15 protein-coding genes are annotated in these 18,666 nt (G+C 61.6%); 9 read left to right on the forward strand and 6 right to left on the reverse strand.

Annotation, left to right across the window (positions count from 1 at the left end):
- Nucleotides 1-14: 14 nt before the first annotated feature.
- From RE4_RS03705 to RE4_RS03720, 4 genes are all read right to left on the reverse strand, one after another.
- Nucleotides 15-863, reverse strand: a complete 849-nt coding sequence (locus RE4_RS03705; RefSeq protein WP_020909078.1) for a 3-hydroxybutyryl-CoA dehydrogenase — start codon at nt 861-863, stop codon at nt 15-17.
- Nucleotides 864-955: 92 nt separating this feature from the next.
- Complete coding sequence (locus RE4_RS03710; protein ID WP_003939784.1) at nt 956-2,113, reverse strand: acyl-CoA dehydrogenase; 1,158 nt, start codon at nt 2,111-2,113, stop codon at nt 956-958.
- Nucleotides 2,114-2,272: 159 nt separating this feature from the next.
- Nucleotides 2,273-2,965 (reverse strand): TetR family transcriptional regulator, encoded by a 693-nt coding sequence (locus RE4_RS03715; protein WP_024487439.1) that lies wholly within the window; start codon nt 2,963-2,965, stop codon nt 2,273-2,275.
- 72 nt (nt 2,966-3,037) lie between these two features.
- Nucleotides 3,038-3,658 carry a TetR/AcrR family transcriptional regulator gene (locus RE4_RS03720; protein ID WP_024487440.1) on the reverse strand — a complete coding sequence of 207 codons (621 nt, stop codon included), beginning with the start codon at nt 3,656-3,658 and terminating at the stop codon, nt 3,038-3,040.
- Nucleotides 3,659-3,749: 91 nt separating this feature from the next.
- On the opposite strand from RE4_RS03720, the gene RE4_RS03725 reads away from it, so the two are divergent.
- Nucleotides 3,750-5,117: a cytochrome P450 gene (locus RE4_RS03725; RefSeq protein ID WP_060938012.1), complete on the forward strand. Its 1,368-nt coding sequence runs from the start codon at nt 3,750-3,752 to the stop codon at nt 5,115-5,117.
- A gap of 15 nt (nt 5,118-5,132) precedes the next feature.
- Here RE4_RS03725 and RE4_RS03730 read toward each other — a convergent pair whose 3' ends face one another.
- Nucleotides 5,133-6,737, reverse strand: a complete 1,605-nt coding sequence (locus RE4_RS03730) for an acyl--CoA ligase family protein (protein ID WP_060938013.1) — start codon at nt 6,735-6,737, stop codon at nt 5,133-5,135.
- 131 nt (nt 6,738-6,868) lie between these two features.
- Between RE4_RS03730 and RE4_RS03735 the strand changes: the two genes are divergently transcribed.
- The 8 genes from RE4_RS03735 (at nt 6,869) to RE4_RS03770 (ending at nt 17,885) form a co-directional block, all read left to right on the forward strand.
- Nucleotides 6,869-7,735, forward strand: coding sequence for a helix-turn-helix transcriptional regulator (locus RE4_RS03735; protein ID WP_042952912.1), 867 nt, complete (start codon nt 6,869-6,871; stop codon nt 7,733-7,735).
- A 114-nt stretch (nt 7,736-7,849) separates the two neighbouring features.
- Entirely contained in the window at nt 7,850-9,277 is a 1,428-nt protein-coding gene (locus tag RE4_RS03740; RefSeq protein ID WP_060938014.1) for an amidase, read from the forward strand.
- Between the two features lie 125 nt (nt 9,278-9,402).
- Nucleotides 9,403-9,858, forward strand: coding sequence for a DUF6069 family protein (locus RE4_RS03745; protein ID WP_019745239.1), 456 nt, complete (start codon nt 9,403-9,405; stop codon nt 9,856-9,858).
- A 13-nt stretch (nt 9,859-9,871) separates the two neighbouring features.
- A complete protein-coding gene (locus RE4_RS03750; RefSeq protein ID WP_019745238.1) occupies nt 9,872-10,840 on the forward strand; it encodes a TIGR00341 family protein in 969 nt (322 codons plus the stop codon).
- A gap of 80 nt (nt 10,841-10,920) precedes the next feature.
- Nucleotides 10,921-12,117 (forward strand): NAD-dependent epimerase/dehydratase family protein, encoded by a 1,197-nt coding sequence (locus tag RE4_RS03755; protein ID WP_024488250.1) that lies wholly within the window; start codon nt 10,921-10,923, stop codon nt 12,115-12,117.
- Nucleotides 12,114-14,030: a hypothetical protein gene (locus RE4_RS03760; RefSeq protein ID WP_060938015.1), complete on the forward strand. Its 1,917-nt coding sequence runs from the start codon at nt 12,114-12,116 to the stop codon at nt 14,028-14,030. The genes RE4_RS03755 and RE4_RS03760 overlap by 4 nt, the downstream gene beginning before the upstream one ends.
- Before the next feature lie 13 nt (nt 14,031-14,043).
- Complete coding sequence (locus RE4_RS03765; RefSeq protein WP_060938253.1) at nt 14,044-15,948, forward strand: glycosyltransferase family 2 protein; 1,905 nt, start codon at nt 14,044-14,046, stop codon at nt 15,946-15,948.
- Between the two features lie 41 nt (nt 15,949-15,989).
- Nucleotides 15,990-17,885 (forward strand): alkyl/aryl-sulfatase, encoded by a 1,896-nt coding sequence (locus tag RE4_RS03770; RefSeq protein WP_020909064.1) that lies wholly within the window; start codon nt 15,990-15,992, stop codon nt 17,883-17,885.
- A 21-nt stretch (nt 17,886-17,906) separates the two neighbouring features.
- Here RE4_RS03770 and RE4_RS03775 read toward each other — a convergent pair whose 3' ends face one another.
- Nucleotides 17,907-18,587 carry a 3'-5' exonuclease gene (locus RE4_RS03775; RefSeq protein WP_042952889.1) on the reverse strand — a complete coding sequence of 227 codons (681 nt, stop codon included), beginning with the start codon at nt 18,585-18,587 and terminating at the stop codon, nt 17,907-17,909.
- Nucleotides 18,588-18,666: the final 79 nt, after the last annotated feature.

Here is an 18,666-nt window from a genome sequence, read left to right on the forward strand (position 1 = left end):
TGAAGCGGTCGGACTCAGGCGTATTCGTAGAACCCGCGACCGGTCTTCTTGCCGAGACGACCGGCGTCGACCATGCGGCGAAGCAGCGCCGGCGGAGCGTAGTGCGGTTCTGCGAATTCCGCGTACAGGGACTCTGCCGCTGCGAGGGCAATGTCGAGACCGACGGTGTCGAGCAGCGTCAGCGGACCCATCGGGTAGCCGCAGCCGCCCTTCATGGCCTCGTCGATGTCTTCTGCTGTGGCGTAGCCGGATTCGAGCATCCGGACTGCCTGGCACAGGTAAGGGATGAGCAGAGCGTTGACGATGAAGCCCGAGCGGTCGCCCGCGCGAACCGTCTTCTTACGCAACGTGTTCTTGGCGTAGTCGGTGACGGCGAGAACGGTCTCTTCGGACGTCGTGAGGCTGACCACGATCTCCACGAGCGGCATGACCGGCACGGGGTTGAAGAAGTGAACGCCCACAACCTGGCCAGGGCGCGAGGTGGCCTTGGCGATCTTGATGACGGGGATCGACGAGGTGTTGGTCGCCAGAATGCCTGCAGGCTTGACGATCTTGTCGAGCTTGCCGAAGATCTCGTACTTGAGAGCTTCGATCTCGGGAGCCGCCTCGATCACCAGGTCGCGATCGGCGAACTCTTCCATGTCCAGGGTGACGCGAACGCGTGCGATGGCGGCGTCGGCGTCTTCCTGCGTGATCTTGCCCTTGGCTACGCCGCGGTTGATCGACTTGGCGATCCGTTCGCGAGCAGCGGCGGCAAATTCTTCCTTGGTTTCGAGCACCAGTACCGAGCTACCGGCTTTTGCACAAACTTCGGCAATGCCGGCACCCATGGTGCCGCCGCCGATTACGCCTACGAGTTCCACGATTCTCCTCAAGATTCTTCAGACAGGGGTCAAGCCCCCGTGCGCGGTTAAGGAGTCTATGGACTGCCTGACCGCGCACAGGGCCGGAGGCCCTACTTCAGTAGCGCACGCGACATCACGACGCGCTGAATCTGGTTGGTGCCTTCGTAGATCTGCGTGATCTTGGCGTCGCGCATCATGCGCTCGACCGGGAAGTCGGTGGTGTAGCCGGCGCCACCGAACAGCTGCACGGCGTCGGTGGTGACCTCCATGGCAACGTCGGAAGCGAAGCACTTCGCTGCAGCGGAGATGAAACCGAGGTTCTTCTCGCCGCGCTCGGCGCGAGCAGCGGAGGTGTAGACCATCAGACGTGCGGCTTCGACCTTCATTGCCATGTCCGCGAGCATGAACTGAACAGCCTGGAAGTCGCTGATGGACTTGCCGAACTGCTTGCGATCCTTGGTGTATGCCAGAGCCGCGTCGAGTGCGCCCTGGGCCAGGCCGACAGCCTGAGCGCCGATGGTGGGACGCGTGTGGTCGAGGGTCTCGAGTGCCGTCTTGAAGCCGGTGCCCGGTTCGCCGATGATGCGGTCACCGGGGATGCGGCAGTTCTCGAAGTACAGCTCAGCGGTGGGGGAGCCCTTGATGCCGAGCTTCTTTTCCTTCGGTCCGACGACAAAGCCCTCGTCGTCCTTGTGGACCATGAAAGAGGAGATGCCGTTTGCGCCCTTGTCGGGATCGGTGACAGCCATGACGGTGTACCAGGTCGACTTGCCGCCGTTGGTGATCCAGCACTTGGAGCCGTTGAGGATCCAGTCGTCGCCGTCAGCCTTCGCGCGGGTACGCATCGAAGCGGCGTCGGATCCGGCTTCACGCTCGGACAGTGCGTACGACGCCATTCCGCCGTTCACGAGGTCCGGGAGCACCTTGGACTTGAGCTCTTCGGAACCCTTGAGGATCAGGCCCATGGTGCCGAGCTTGTTCACGGCGGGGATCAGCGAGGAGGAGCCACAGACGCGGGCGACTTCCTCGATGACGATGCAGGTGGCGACGGAGTCGGCGCCCTGGCCGTCGTAAGCCTCGGGAACGTGGATGGCGTTGAAGCCAGACGCGTTGAGGGCGGTGAGCGCTTCCTCGGGGAAACGTGCGTTCTCGTCGACGTCCTTGGCGTACGGCGCGATTTCCTTCTCGGAGAGTCCGCGGATAGCAGCCCGCAGTTCGTCGTGCTCTTCGTTCAGTGCGAAGAGATTGAAATCCGGGTTTCCTGCCATGGGAACGCTCCTTGGTGAAGGTTGCTTGAAGGCGGTCGGTGCGGCTCCGGCGTTACCAACGAGAGTCGCGGACAGGCCGGTGCCAATGACCCCAGTCAAACACGGCACTGAGTGCCAGGTCAAGGGATGGGAGTGTGAAGTTCCGGTGCACGAGCGGTGTCAGCCGAGTTGTTCGTGGATTTTTCTGCTGATCTCCTCGGCGGACGTGCCCGGGGGAAATGCTACTACCAGCACAGACTTCGATTCTGGCGTGCTGGTCTTGGACCCGGGTGCCACGCCGTACGTCCGCCGAACGTCGAGCAATGCCTGGCTCAGCGCTTCGGCTGTGGCGTCTTCGTCGCCTTTGATCATGCTTCGCAAGAGGTAGTTGTGGCACGCGGTGACAGCTGCGGCAAAACCGACAACCTCGAGGACCGGTTCGCGGGGAACAGCGCTGCGCAGGTAGTCGACGAAGAGGCGCTCATAGCGGAATCCGGTGACGAGTTCGCGGTCGCGAAGAGCCGGAACATGCTGTACGACGCGGTATCGCCGCATCGACAGGTCACGGTTCCGGCGGAAGAAATCGAAGACCAGTCCCGCTGCCTCGCACACGGACGCCCAGGGGTCGGCGGAATCGGACGCGAGGAACTCGGCCACGTGTTCGAGGAGGGACTCGTGATCGGCGAAGATCACGTCTTCCTTGGAGCGGAACTGCCGGAAGAACGTCCGGCGCGACACACCGGCGGCAGCGGCGATCTGCTCGACGGTGGTGGCTTCGTACCCGTTCTCCGAGAACAACCGGATCGCTTGAGACGCGACGTGTACCCGAAACTGTGCGGGGTCAGTTCCGGGCAGGTCTGCGCGTTCACTCATGGGGACAAGTATTGCGCCTGTTCGTGCCATCCCGGTGTGGCGGGCAGCAACCGCATGCCGATCGGTTCCATCTCAACGGTGTGCGGTGGACGTGAATTGGTAGGTTGCCGCCTCGACGATCTCGTCAGGGGTAATAGCGATCTCCTCGTTCAGCCACGCGGTGACCAATTCGGCAAGGCCCCCGACGAAGAGCAGTCCGTTGATCTGACCTTGATGAGATGGCCAAGCTCGGTCGCCGTACATTCGTGAGGCTTCGTCCGCGACCATTTGCGCGAAGCCGTGCAGTACCGCGCGCCGGTGTGCGCGAAGGGGCTCGTATGCAGCGGATTCGATCATTGCCACACGCCCCTTGCGGGGATCGTCGGTGAGGAGGGTGACGAACGACGCGATGGCATCTCGTACGCGCTGCTCAAGCGTCCCGTCGCTCGCTCGTAGTGCGGTCAGGCCGGCGTCGCGAACCTCGTCGGCAATTCCGTCCAGGATCGTTTTCAGCAGTTCGTCTCTGCTGGAAAAACTTTCGTAAAAGTAGCGTTCCGTCAACTTGGCTCGCGCACAGATCGCGGTCATCGTGGCGCCTCGACTGCCTGCGACAGCGAATAGTTCCAGCCCTGCCTCTAGCAAGCTCTCGCGCCGCAATGCTGAGCGCTGGTCGCCGCTGAGGCCGGCATACCGCCGCGGCGTCGGAGAAGTCATAGGTCGATATTGACAGACGCAACCACTGTGACGCAGACTACAGTCAATCTGACAGGATGCACTGTCAGATTGAACGAGAGTAGAAGTCGCAGTGTCCAAGATCCTGGCTCGTCCCCCCGTGAACTCGCAGTTGCACCCGATTTCGGGCCGTTCCGGGCTGCCTCTCGTCGGGCACGCTCTTGCATACATCCGCGATCCACTCGCATTGATGCAAGAGAACTGGGATCGATACGGCGAGGTCTCTTGGTTCTCGATGGTCGGTCGGCAGTGGATCGCTGTTCTCGGACCCGACGCGTGCCAGGAAGTGCTGCAGAACAAAGATCGGGCTTTTGTGAACAGCGACGGCTGGTCGGTGCTTATCGGCCCCTTTTTTCACGGTGGGCTGATGCTTCTCGATTCGGAAGAACATCTACGACACCGTCGAATTATGCAGCAGGCGTTCACTCGGACGCGGATCGAGAAGTCTGTCGACGTTCTCAATCCGGCAATCGACTCGGCGCTCGACACATGGACCCCCACTGACGGATTTCGTGCATACACAGCGCTGAAGACACTCACCCTCGATCTTGCCACCGACATCTTCATGGGCGGTGCGGAAGGAAGTACCGAAAGCGAAATATCTTCGGTGAAAAAGGCTTTCGTGGATTGTGTGCAGGCGGCTACTTCTCTGGTCCGCTACCGCGTGCCGGGGACCAGATGGAAGCGAGGACTCGACGGCCGCCGGGTCCTGGAAGACTTCTTTCGTCGCTACCTACCGGCGCGTCGAGCTCGCGCAACCGATGATCTGTTCTCCGTGCTCTGTCACATCGAATCCGAAGCAGGACAACGCTTCAGTGACGACGAAGTGATCGACCATATGATCTTCCTCCTGATGGCCGCACACGACACTTCGACGATCACCCTTTCCACGATGATGCAATATCTAGGTCAACATCCGAAGTGGCAGGACAGGTGCCGTGCCGAGTCGCTCGCTCTGGGGACCTCGACGCCCAGCTATGCAGATCTCGACGGCCTGAGCAGCCTTGACCTGGTGATGAAGGAATGCCTCCGACTCGTCTCTCCCGTACCGGTCATGGCGCGGCGAGCGGTCCGCGACACTCAAGTACGGGGTCACTTCGTGCCTGCGGGAACGTATGTTTCTGTCGCCCCTCACTTCACGCACCACATGGCGCAGTACTGGCCTGATCCCGAGCGTTTCGATCCCGAACGTTTCGCCGAGAATCGACGCGAAGACAAGGTTCATCGGTACGCGTGGGAACCGTTCGGAGGTGGAGTGCACAAATGCCTGGGAATGCACTTCGCCGGCGCCGAGATCAAGGCAATCATGCACCACCTCCTCATGCGCTTCGACTGGAACGTCGACGCAGATTACGTCGCTCCGCTCGACTTCACGTCCTTGCCGTTCCCTTCGGACGGGCAACCTGTCGATCTGCGCCGGCGTCACAGTTCGGTGCGCTGAGACCCTACGGCCGAATTACTTCGACGCACGCAATTGGAACTTGAGAACCTTGCCGGTCGGGGTGCGAGGAAGGTCGAGTGGAAAGACGATGTCGCGGGGAACCTTGTACCCGGCCAGCAATGCACGGGTGTGCTCGACGATGTCTTCGGCGGAAGCCTGTAATCCCTTGCCCAGCACCACGAATGCCTTCGGGCGCTCGCCCCACTTCTCGTCGGGAACGCCGACGACTGCCACGTCGATCACGGCAGGGTGACTCATGATCGCCTGCTCCACCTCGACGGTGGAGATGTTCTCACCGCCCGAGATGATGATGTCCTTCGCGCGGTCCTTGAGCTGGATGTAACCGTCGGGATGCATGACGCCGAGGTCGCCGGAATGGAACCAACCACCGGCAAATGCTTCGGCGGTCGCGGCCTCGTCACGGTAGTAACCGAGCATCACGTTGTTGCCGCGGAGCACGATCTCACCCATGGTCTGGCCGTCGGCGGGAACGTCGTTCATCTCGGCATCGACAACGCGAGCATTTTCGGCCTGCACCATGCCGACTCCCTGACGGGAGAGAAGTGCGGCGCGCTCGGACTGCGGCTTGTCGTCCCAGGCTTCCTGGTACTCGCAGATCGTGTACGGGCCGTATACCTCGGTGAGACCGTAGACGTGGACGACGGTGACACCGATGTCTTCGAGTTTTCCGATGATCGTCGGTGACGGGGGAGCGCCGGCGGTGGTGATGTGCAAGGCTTCGACCTTGTGGGCCTGGTCCGCGTCGGCGATGGTGGAGCAGACGGTAGGAGCGCCGCACAGATGCGTCACGCCCAGATTGTCGATGGCGTCCCAGATCGCGTCGGCGCGGACCGCGCGCAGGCAGATGTGTGTGCCCGCGGCCTGCGTGACGGCCCAGGGCGTGCACCACCCGTTGCAGTGGAACATCGGCAGAGTCCACAGATACTTCGTCGCTCCGTCGAAGCCGTTGTGGAATGTCTCGCCGAGCGAGTTCAGGTACGCCCCGCGGTGGGAGTACATGACGCCCTTGGGTTTTCCGGTGGTGCCAGAGGTGTAGTTGATGGCGATGCACTGCTGCTCGTCGTCGACGCCCCAGTGCAGTGGCTGATCGGTGAGAGCCTGACCTTCGGCAATCAGATCGGCGTACTGCCCGGTGACGATTCCGGTGGGAACCTCCGGGGACGGGACGGTGGAGTCCGGGATCTCGATGATCTCGCGCAGGCTCGTCACGTTCGCCTTGGACGAGGTGACCGAGCCGACGAATTCGGAGTCGACGAACAGGATCGTGGTTCCCGAGTGATCGATGATGTACTCGAGTTCGGGACCGGCGAGGCGTGAGTTAAGGGCGATCAGGACTCCGCCGGCGAGTGGGACGGCAAAATGCGCGAACAGCATCTCGGGAACGTTCGGCGCCAGGTATGCAACGCGGTCACCGGGCTGAATGCGTTGACGCAGGACGCGGGCCAGCGCTGCGACCTCGTCACCGAACTCTCGGTACGTGTAGCTCCGGTCGCCGTGAATGACGGCGGTGCGATCGGGGAACACCGCAGCGCTGCGCTCGAGAAAGCGCAGCGGACTGAGCGGGGTGTTGTTGGCTGCGAGAGCTGTCGAGACAGACACGGTTCCTCCGAAGGCGACGTGACACGGTTGGTGTCACGGTAGTTGTGATCGGCACTACAAATGGCCTGGATGCACGCTATTGCCCAGTCAAAGGTGCCGCTACCCTCTGAATTGGGTATGTGGAGGTGAGAGTGAGCAGGGTACTGAGACCGAGCGACGACGACGCGTTGCGCGCCGAACTGCGTCGACTGCACCCCCGAACCGAGTTGCCGGTTCTGTTCGGCGGTTGTGTCGACGACCGGTCGCTGACCATCACCGGCTACGTCGGGACTCGTAGCAACATCCTGCGAAATTTGAAGATCGACGCCGAATGCGGACTCGGTGGTCGTGCGATCGCAGAACAACGACCGGGCGCGGTGCAGGACTACGCGAACTCGTCGCACATCACCCATGACTACGACTACGAAGTGGGCACCGAAGCCATCGAATCCTTGATGGCAGTCCCGATCGTCGTACGCGGGGTTACTCGCGGAGCGATCTACGGAGGACTGCGCGCCAACCTGCCGATCGGCGACGTGATCGCCGAGACGATGATGCGATCGTCGTACGCGTTGGCCCGCGAATTCGAGATTCGCGACGAAGTGGATCGTCGGGTGGCGATGCTCGATACCGCTGCGGTGGAACATGGTTCGAATCGCGATGCCCAGATATCCGAAGGGTTGACCGAGAGCGTCCTGGCGCTCGGCGAGATCGCGGCGAACCTCGAGGACATGGCTCTCAGCGCGCAGGTCCTCGCCGTCGAGGCAAAGTTGCGGGCGTTGGCGTCGCCGAAACCTTCCGCGAACACTCCAGTCGCGAACACCGTTGTCCTGTCGCCCCGCGAGCGGGAGGTGATGGGCTACGTAGCTCTGGGACTGCGCAATGCCGAGATCGCCGAGAGGTTGTCCCTGAGTGTCGAAACGATCAAGACGTACATGCGGAATCTGATGGGAAAACTCGACGTCCGCAGTCGGCACGAAGCAGTTGTGGAAGCGCGGCGGCAGGGCTTGATTCTGTAAGGCTGAATCGGTGGGCCGGTCCCGCCAAGCGGAATTTCAAAGCTACGCCTTCGCCATGGTTGGTATGACGGACCTCACTATCGGCAGAGTTCGACACGAGTGATGAGGGCATCGATGCAGGATTTGTTCGACAACAACGACATGACCGGCCTGGCCGAAGCGATCAAGAGCGGCGACGTCTCCGCCAAGGAAGTTCTCGAGTTCAGCCTGGACAGACTCGACGAGCGCAACCCGGCAGTCAACGCGGTGATCAGTGAGCGTCGCGAGGAGGCACGCAACGAGGTATCAGGCGGCTTGCCGGAAGGTCCACTGCACGGCGTCCCGTTCGTGATCAAAGACCTGGGCATGGACGTCGCAGGATTGCCGAGCACCAACGGATCTCGATTGTTCGCCGATGCTGTGGCAGAAAAAGATTCGACGCTCGTGGAGCGGTACCGTGAGGCCGGTCTGGTTGTCATCGGCAAGACGAACACCCCGGAGTTCGGTAAGAATGCGAGTACCGAACCTGCGCTGTTCGGGCCTACCCGCAACCCTTATGCCCTTGATCGTTCACCCGGCGGATCTTCGGGTGGCACGGCTGTATCTGTTGCCGTCGGGATCGTGCCCGGCGGCCATGCCAGTGACGGCGGTGGATCGATCCGTATTCCCGCATCGGCCTGTGGCTTGGTAGGCCTCAAGCCCAGCCGTGGACGTACTCCGACGGCACCGGCGCGCACGCTGTTCTCGTCGCCGATGAGTGTTCATCACGCACTCACCCGAAGTGTCCGCGACACTGCACTGCTTCTCGATCTTTCCGCCGGGCCGACTGTCGGTGATCCTTACGTGATCCTGGCGCCGAAGCGGCCGTACGTCGAGGAAGTGGGTGCGGATCCCGGACGGTTGCGGATCGGTCTGAGTAACACTCTTCCTGATGGCACCCCGGTGGACCCGGAGTGCTCGGCCGTCACAACCAGTGTTGCCGGCCTGCTCGAAGACCTCGGTCACGATGTCACCGAGAGTGCCCCGAACTTTCCGCTCGATGCGCTCACCGCCGGGCTTTCCGTGTTGATGGGCATTCCGATGACGATCGAGGTCGACGAACGACTCGAGGCCCTGAACCGCGCAATCCGCGACGACGACCTCGAGCCGATGGCTCGGATGATCTACGACCGCGCGAAGTCCGAAAGTGCGACGAACGTCGTCAAGGCATTGCAGGAACTCGAGCGGGCAGCCCAGGTGATCGGTGCGTTCTTTGTCGATCACGACCTGTTGCTGACGCCGACGATGGCTCGACCGGCAGCTCCGCTCGGTCTGCTCGATACGGCAAATCCCATGTCGATCTGGGAGCATTCGGCCGGGTACAGCGGTTTGACCAGTCCGTTCAACAGTTCAGGTCAGCCCGCGATTTCCTTGCCGATGGGTCATGACACGGCCGGCGTTCCTATCGGCGTGCAGTTGGTGGGTGCGTTCGGGCGTGAAGATTTGCTGATCCGGGTTGCGTCGCAGCTCGAGGTGGCGCGCCCGTGGAGCATTGCCCCGGTGTGGCCGCCCGTCCCGGCGTAGCCCCGGCACCGTCGAAGAGTCGAGAACACCGTACTTTTCACCCGTCGAGGGTGAATGTGGGCCGTCCCGAAACGCATACAGTTCGGAAGGACAGCCCTATCCGGTATCGGTGAAGGAGTCTCTCGATGAGCCAGTTCCAACCAGACAGTCCGGCGACTCCCGCCGTCAATGCAAAACGACTGTGGGCGGGCGGGGCCGCAACTGCGCTCGTCGCGGCCCTGGCCGCGGTCGTCGGACTACTGATCGTGCGAGGAATCCTCGACACTCCGGTCATCACACCGGAGCGGATGCCGGGGAATTCCCAAGCCGGCTCGCTTGCTCTCAGCGCCGCGATCGCAGCGCTGGTCGCTACCGCACTTCTGCATGCGTTGATGGTGTCGACGCCACGTGCGTCGAACTTCTTCGCGTGGATCGGAATCCTCGCAACGATCGCCACCGCGCTGTGGCCGTTCACGATCGCAGCGACTACCGCATCGCGAGTCGCCAGCGCCGCAATCTACTTCGTCGTCGGCATCGCGATCGTCTCGTTGCTCACCGGGGTCGCAGGGTCCGCGCAGACCACTCGCCGTATCGGCGTGTGATGGAGTATCGACCGTGAACGGGGTGGTTCCGCAAGCACAACGGCGCACATTGGCGGAGCTCGACGAAAAGCTCAATTTCTCGGTGGGGGACCGAGATTCGAAGCGATCCGCCTTCTGGGTGATGCTGACGCTGTCTGCCGTGATCGCCGTGGCCGGTGTCGTGGGCGATTCCACGGCAACCGTCATCGGAGCGATGATCGTCGCTCCCTTGTCGACGCCGATTCTCGGGGTCGGGCTGGGCATCACAACTGGCCAAGGCGCTTTGGTCGGGCGGAGCCTGGTCTATGTGGTCGGTGGTATCTGCCTCGTCGTCGTATTGGGTGTCGCGTTCGCTCAGGTATTGCCGAATCCCTCCAACGTGCTGACCAATTCCCAAGTGCTTGGGCGTACTTCGCCGACGTTGATGGACTTGACGGCGGCACTTGCGACCGGTTTGGTCGGGGCCATCGCGATCGCGCGCAAAGATGTCGGCGACGTACTTCCCGGTGTCGCCATTGCAATTTCGCTTGTCCCACCGTTGGCGGTGGTAGGTGTCTGTCTCGGCTCGGGGTCACCGAGTTTGGCGGTGGGCGCGTTTGTACTGTTCACATCGAACGTGGTTGCCATGATCATCACTGCGACAGGCGTGTTCGTCGCAGCTGGGTACGCGCGCGACGCCGGGATCTTGAAGACGTCGCGGCGGCGGGCATACCTCGTGCTTGCCGCTCTGTTGATCGTCGTCGCGATTCCGATGGTCGGCAACTCCCTGTCGTCGTTGTGGGCGAGGCAGATCGGGAGCGCGGCGCAACAGTGGCTCGCAGACACTCCGGGAGCCGAGGTCACCGATGTCACCTGGCAGGGCAGCACCGCCACTATCGACGTGCTCGGCCCGGAAACCCTTCCCCCACTGGATGAACTGGAGGCATCGATCGACGCACTGATTCCGTGGAACCCGGACGTGCAGATCGTCCATACCGTCGGGACGAGGATCGCGGCGGGGTGAGGCTGCGCAAAAGGGGAGGTGAACGTGGATTCTGCGCTACACACTGATGAAAAGGTAATGGCCACGGCAGAGGGAGAACCATGCGCATACTGATACTCGGTGGTGACGGATTCTGCGGTTGGCCGAGCGCTCTGCATCTTTCGGCGCACGAGCATCAGGTGACCATCGTCGACAGTCTTGTTCGTCGTCGAATCGACGACGAACTGCGGGTGCAGTCGCTTACCCCGATTTCGACTCTCTCCGAGCGTGTGCGGGCCTGGTCGGAAGTGACCGGCCGAAGAATCGACGTCGTCGAATTCGATCTGGCCCACGAGTACGACGTCTTACTCGATGTCCTCAGCAAGATTCGTCCGGAGGTGATCGTGCACTTCGCGGAACAGCGCGCTGCTCCGTACTCGATGAAATCGCCGGAACTCAAGCGCTACACCGTCGACAACAATCTCAACGCAACTCACAACCTGCTTGCCGCGGTGGTTCAGACCGGCCTCGACGCCCATGTAGTTCATCTCGGGACGATGGGCGTCTACGGATACGAGTCGGTGCCGGTAGATCTGCCCGAAGGCTATCTGACCGTGAGTTACCCGGACCGAGACGGACATCTTCATTCACGCGAAATTCTGTACCCGACGGCGCCCGGTAGCGTTTACCACCTCACCAAGTCCTTGGACCAGTTGCTGTTCCAGTTCTACGCACGCAACGACGGCGTGCGGATCACCGACCTCCACCAGGGCATCGTCTGGGGCACGCAGACGGACGAGACAGCGCTCGATTCCCGATTGATCAACCGCTTCGACTACGACGGTGATTTCGGAACGGTGCTGAACCGCTTTCTGGTTCAAGCGGCGCTCGGTCATCCCTTGACCGTGCACGGGACCGGAGGGCAGACTCGGGCCTTCATCAACATTCGTGACACAGTGCGGTGCATACGATTAGCCGCAGAATCCGGGGACGCCGTCGACGGCCGGGTACGCGTGATGAACCAGGTGACCGAAACTCACCGCGTCTCCGATCTGGCACGCCTGGTCGCCGAGACGATCGGCGCGCGCATCAGTGAGGTCCCGAACCCCCGCGCCGAGGCTGATGAAAACCTGCTCAGTGCACGCAACGATCACTTGCTCGGCCTCGGTCTGGAGCCGACTCGGCTGGACGCCGGACTGCTGCAGGAGTCGGTGGAAATCGCACAGAAGTATGCAGATCGGGTCGATGTGAGCCGAATACCGTCCACCTCGTACTGGAACAGCGCAAGGAGATCATCTGCCGCAGGAGGCGACGCATGAAAGACGACACAGATGGCCCGGGCGCAGATCCATCTGATGGCAAGCCGGGCTCGGGAGCGAAAGATGCCGAACCCGAGTACTTTCCGGGTGAACGTGGCCGTTCGGTTCCACGATTGGCATGGTGGGTACTTGCGGCCGCCGTCGTACTCTTGCTGGTGTTCGTGTTCGTGCGGCCGTTGTGGTTCACGCGCGACGTCGACGACAACAGCCTCGATGTTCCGGCGGATCGTCACTACACCAAGTCGCTGTCGGGAGCGGGATTCGACGACGGCGTCTGGCTCACCGACGATTCGCCGTCGACGAGTTTCGACGTCACCTTCCCGGTCGATTCGGCGCGGGAACAGACCCGACTGCGATTGACCGGGACGTCGCAGGTGGCCCGGGACAGTGTCGTATTCCTGATCGTGAGGATGGACGGTCAGCAGGTCTACAAGAGTGAGTTGGACACGGGGGAAACCGGATTGGACGTCATGGTCGACGCTCCGGAGCAGTTGTCGAGCGACGGACAGGTGCGCGTACAGGTGCAGGTACAAGGGACCCTCGACAACCGGACCTGCACACCCGACCACGCGGCCGGAATGCAGGTGCACCTGGACCCCACCAGCGTCGTAGAAGCGGCCTTGTCGGAACCTGTACACACAGTTCGCGACGCCGTCGTCTCCTGGGATCGTCGACTCACCGTGGTCCTGGTCGATCAGAGTGACCAGTGGCGAACCGCCGCAGCACAAATGGGAATCGCGTTGACCCGAGCAGGGTACGAGGTGACGTACTCGGACCGGTTGCCAGGTGAAGGCGATGAAAACGTAGTGATGGTGGGCCCGACGGACGCACTCGTCGATCAGGGCTGGTCTGCCCCGGAAGGACAAGCTGAGCCCATCACGCTCGGAAAGGCCGAGGGCACAGCGGTGGTGGCGATGACCCAACCGAACGGTGACTTGATTTCGAGATTCCTCACGACTCCGATTGTGTCCACGGCCGATTCAGAAGGGAGCGATCCGCAAGCGCTCGTGACAAAACCGTTGAGCGGCAACGACGTGGCTCTCGATGCACTCGGCGGTGACACGTCCGTCGTGCAGGTCACCGAAAACCATCGGTGGCGCATCGGGTACTCACTCGCCGATCTACCCGGCGGGCGTCTACCGCAATCAGTTCGGGTCGGGATGCAACTCCCGGCGTCTCCCGACGACCTCACCTGGATTCTCAACGTTCAACTCAACGATCAGTTGGTCGACAGTCGCCGCCTCGATCGCGCGACCTCGGTGGAGACTGTGATCCCTTTGCCGACGTCGCAGCTACTGGAAAATGCTCTGACCCTCAGCATCCAGCGTGACCGTGATCTGGGTGGCTGCGATGTGCGAGTGACCACGTACCCGATGCAACTCGAAACAACTTCTGCTCTTGTGCTCGGTGATGACCCGGGGATCGGATTCACGGCCGTACCACGAACGCTTGCGCCAGGATTCGCCGTTTATCGACCCGATGCTTCGAGCGTGAGTGCAGTGGACGAACTCAACGCAGTCGTCCCGGTGCTGACGAAGTTCATTCCGAATGGGTACGACCCGGAGTTTCTCTGGAATTCCCAACCGGCATCGGGTCAGCCATTCGTGCTGATCGGGCAAAGCCCGGAAGTGAATCCACCGGTGCGCATCGACAATGGACGAATTCTGGCCGGCCCTGAGCAATCCGCCCTCGACATTTCCTCGTTCGACAACGGCATGGTGGTCGAAACTGCCACCAGTACAACAGGTGCCGGGGGACTCGCCATTCAGTTTGTCGGGGAACCCGGTAAGATTCCGGTACCGCCGTTCGGGACGGAATCCGCTCGACTGATGACGGCTCAGGGCAGCGTCATCGTGAACGCCGACGGCACAACGGGTCCCGGTGCTCCGGCACGTGCGAACGGACCCCGGTGAGTGGGGGAGTGCGATGACTGACGCTTTGCGTGCTCCTGACGAGGACCGTGCGCTGGTCGATCATTTCCGGTCTGTCGACAGCGCGCCGGCCGACTACGCCGTCGATCGGCCGTCGAGCGGGACCAACGGATTTCTGATCACCTTTGCCGGGTTGTCGATCATCGTCATGTGCATCCGAACATTCCTCGTACATTCAGGTTTGACCGACATGCCGCGAGACCTGGTCATCTTTTCGGAGGGACGAGGGAAGGTCGTCTTCCCTCTGCGGCTGTTTCTGATCATGTTCTTCTTCACCTACGCACTCTGCGCCTACTCGAACATCTGGCGCAGAGTATTCCTCGCCTTCTCCCTGCTGGGTAAGTACGCGTTGTTCTGCGTCGCGGTCGACACTGTGGCGTGGTTGCTCCACAACGCCGGGATCATCTCCATCTCCGTCTTCGGAGCTCAGATGATCTCCGGGCTGATCGCCCTCGCGATCTTCCCGCACACCATCCTCCGTCAGGCACAACTTCCCCCGCAGGGGCCGCTGCCACTCGACCCGCGAATACCGCTGAGCGCGTTCCTGAAACTGTCAGGATGCCTGGTACTGGCGATCGCTGGAGCCGCGATCGCATTGCACGTCCTGTACGACCTCGTCGACCTCCTCAAGAGTTGGGCAATTCTCGGAGGTATCGGTGCCGGAGTTTTCCTCATGCAGCAACTCCTGGCGATCTCGACGGCACTGCTCGGAGTACGTGCGCTGAAGAAGTCGCGCGGTCACGAGTTCTCGCCGCCTACGGCAATTCTTGTTCCGGCTCACAACGAGGCGCACGATATCGCCGCTACCATCGCTGCCGTCGACACCGCAGCGCGAACATACCCGGGACGAATCCACCTCTACGTCGTAGACAATGCCTCCACCGACAACACACACGAAGTCGCAGAACAGATCATTGCTGAATGCAGCTTCATCACCGGTACCGTCCTCGACTGCCCGACACCGGGCAAGGCAATCGCACTCAATATGGGAATCGACCACATCACCGAAGAGTTCGTAGCCAGGATCGACGCTGACACTGTCATCGGCCCGGGTTGCCTCGAGACAGCGATGCGACATTTCGCGAACCCGCGCGTCGGCTGCGTCGGTGGGATCCCCATGCCGCGCGAGGAAAAGACCTGGATCGACAAGTGTCGCCTGATCGAGGTGTACATGCGCCACGGCTTCTTCCAGGTCTCGCTCGACGGGTATCAGGGCGTCATGGGCATTCCCGGGATGTTCGCGGTCTATCGGCGGAGCCAGTTGATCAAGGTAGGCGGCATGGTGCAGGGGATGAATGGCGAAGACACCGACATTTGCATGCGGCTGACCGCCGCCGGCTACCACAGTGTGGCGGATCCGAAAGCTGTGTACTACAGCGAGACTCCGGCGTCCTACGCGCACCTACTCGAGCAGCGAACCCGGTGGTTTCGCAGTATCTACCACCTCGCGGCGCGCAACCGGGCGCTGCTCCTGGATCGGCAGACGATGATCGGAACGTTCGTGTTGCCGTTCAACCTGGTCAACGCCGCACGCCGAGCGATGCTGGCGCCACTGCTCATTTTCGCCTGTATCGCCGGAATCGCATTCCAATCGACATTCACGACTCTGCAATGGCAACCTATCGTCGCGACATTGTTGGGTATGTCGATGATCATGACGGTCGTCGTGTGCCTGGTCTGGCGGCCGAGTTCGGTCAAGTACGTTCCCGCCTACCTCGTCTTCCGTCTGCTTCGCAGCTACTTCACGCTCGGATCGACGCTGAGCCTGATCTATCCGCCGATACACCCGCGATTGCAACACCCCCGCCTGCGTCGATCACGAGGCCGTCGCAGATCGAAGGAAGCTCGTTTCTCCGCTCGCGGGTCAGACACATTGGTCACGAACATCATTCACCCGTAGAAGGTGAGGCGAAGACGACCGCAGCGCGCCAAAATGTCGGTATGGCTACGACATCGAACGCGGCATCCGAGACCATCATTCGTCAGCAGAAGGCGCTCCTCGGGAGTCTGCCGTTCGCCGATACACAGGATTTCGACGACGCCACTCGCGGGCTTGTTGCTCGCCGTCAACCGAACGCGGTGACCGCCGAAGACGGAACAGTTCTCTGGGACAACGACACCTACTCGTTCCTCGAAGGGGATGCACCCGAGACTGTGAATCCCAGTCTGTGGCGGCAGTCGAAACTCGCCGCGATCGACGGATTGTTCGAAGTAGTCCCGGGCATCTATCAGGTCCGCGGAATGGACTTGTCGAACACGTCTTTCATCGAAGGCGACGAGGGGGTAGTTGTCATCGACACCCTCCTGTCTGCCGAAACGGGTAAGGCGGCGCTCGAACTCTATCGACAACATCGGGGAGATCGGCCGATCAAGGCGATCGTCTACACTCACTCACACGTCGATCACTTCGGTGGTGTGAAAGGATTCGTCACGCAGGAGGAAGTCGACGGCGGGAGCGTGAAAATCTTTGCGCCGGAGGGATTCGTCGAGCACGCGGTCTCCGAAAACGTGTATGCGGGTACCGCGATGGGACGACGTGCGGGTTACATGTACGGTGCCGCACTGGCCAGGGGTCCGCAGGGACAAGTCGGTGGAGGTCTGGGACAGACTGTGTCGGTCGGAACCGTCACTCTCATCGCGCCGACCGATATCGTCACCACCACCGGACACGAAGAGACCGTCGACGGTGTCCGCATGATCTTCCAGATGGCACCTGATACCGAAGCGCCGTCGGAAATGTTGATCTACCTTCCCGGCTTCAAAGCTCTGTGTGCAGCCGAAGACGCCACCCACAACTTCCACAATCTCTTGACCCTACGCGGCGCTGTTGTGCGTGATCCTCACGGTTGGTCGCAGTACCTCACCGAAACCATCGACATGTTCGGTGACGACGTCGAAGTTGTCTTCGCCTCGCACCACTGGCCGACTTGGGACAACGACCGCGTCGTCGAATTCCTTGCCACGCAGCGTGATCTGTACGCCTACGTCCACGATCAGACGCTGCGCATGATCAACAAAGGTCTCACCGGACCTGAAATCGCCGAAGAGATCCAGTTGCCACCGTCGCTCGAGAATGCCTGGAGCGCAAAAGGTTACTACGGTTCGATCAGCCACAATGTGAAGGCGATCTATCAACGCTATCTCGGTTGGTTCGACGGCAACCCGGCCAGTCTGTGGGAACACACTCCGGTTGAGCAATCCATTAGGTACGTCGAATTCATGGGTGGCGCCGACGCAGTGGTCACCAAAGCGCGTGATTCGTTCGACGCCGGCGACTACCGTTGGGTCGCACAGGTACTCAATCACGTCGTGTTCTCGGAGCCTGGTCACGCCGGAGCCAAAGCGCTGTTGGCCGACACCTACGAACAGCTCGGCTACGGTGCGGAGAACGGCACCTGGCGCAACTGGTATCTCTCCGGTACCACAGAACTGCGTGGTGGCCAGTTCGGCACCCCCACCGAAACCACCGCCCCGGATGTAATCGCGCAGCTGACACCTGCAATGTTGTTCGACGCCATAGCGATTCAAGTTGACGGTCCGAGTGCCTGGAATGAACGACTGTCCATCGACGTCGTGCTGACCGATGTCGACGAACGCTACCGATTGCGGCTCGCCAACGGAGTCCTGACCTACAGTGCGCACAGTCAAAAGGATCCTGCGGACGCGATCCTGTCCACGACCAAACGATCGCTGCCTGCGTTGGCTCTCGGCGGATTGTCCGCCGAAGGGCTTGCCGATGCCGGCATCGCGCTCACCGGGGACGAGTCGGTTCTGGCGCGACTTGCCGCGGTGTTGGATCCCGGCGACAAGAACTTCGCGATCGTGACTCCCGACTGACGGCGTACTCGATTGCCCGGATCAGGCGATAACGCGAATCGGCCACTGGCCGTCGACGTCTCCTACGTCCCGGCCCTGGCTGAGTAGGTACTCGGCGAAATCACGCTGGCGCTCGGCGTGCCAATCGGCTTGATCGACCATGAGATCGAGCCCCAGGAGGTCGGGGAACCGCACGGCCAACTCGCGGGCCAACGCCGCCGCCGCTTTGGCATCGGCCTCGGCTTCGTGCGCCGACTCCAATGAAATTCCGTAGTGCTCGCACACGGCCGCAAGCGTTCGCTTGCCCTTGCGGAACGTATCCATCGCCCGATCGATCACGTACGGATCAATCACCAACCCGGGAACGAATGCGGGCTTGCCGATGCGCAGACCCTCGGCATGCATGACCGTCAGATCATAGGAGGCATTGAACGCCACGACGGCGTGATCGCGCGCCCAGGAATTATGCAGAGCATCGCGAATCTCTTCGTAGCCCTCGGCGTAGTTCTGGCCGTGCCGCGCCGCGTACTCGGTGCTGATTCCGTGAATAGCCGAAGCGTCGGCGGGGATATCGACGCCGGGATCGAGTAACCACGTGCGTGTTTCGACATTCGAACCGTCGATGACCGCGACGCAGGCACTGACGATGCGAGCGGTCGACGGATCCCGCCCCGTGGTCTCGAGGTCGAACGCGCAGATCGGGCGATCGGACCAGCTACTCATCGGGGGCCTTTCGGTGCAGAACGTCATGTCCGAATCACTATGCACCTCCCTACCGACAGAAACGACGAACAGCCACCTC

This window comes from Rhodococcus erythropolis NBRC 15567, assembly GCF_001552595.1.
Classification (GTDB): Bacteria; Actinomycetota; Actinomycetes; order Mycobacteriales; family Mycobacteriaceae; genus Rhodococcus_F; species Rhodococcus_F erythropolis.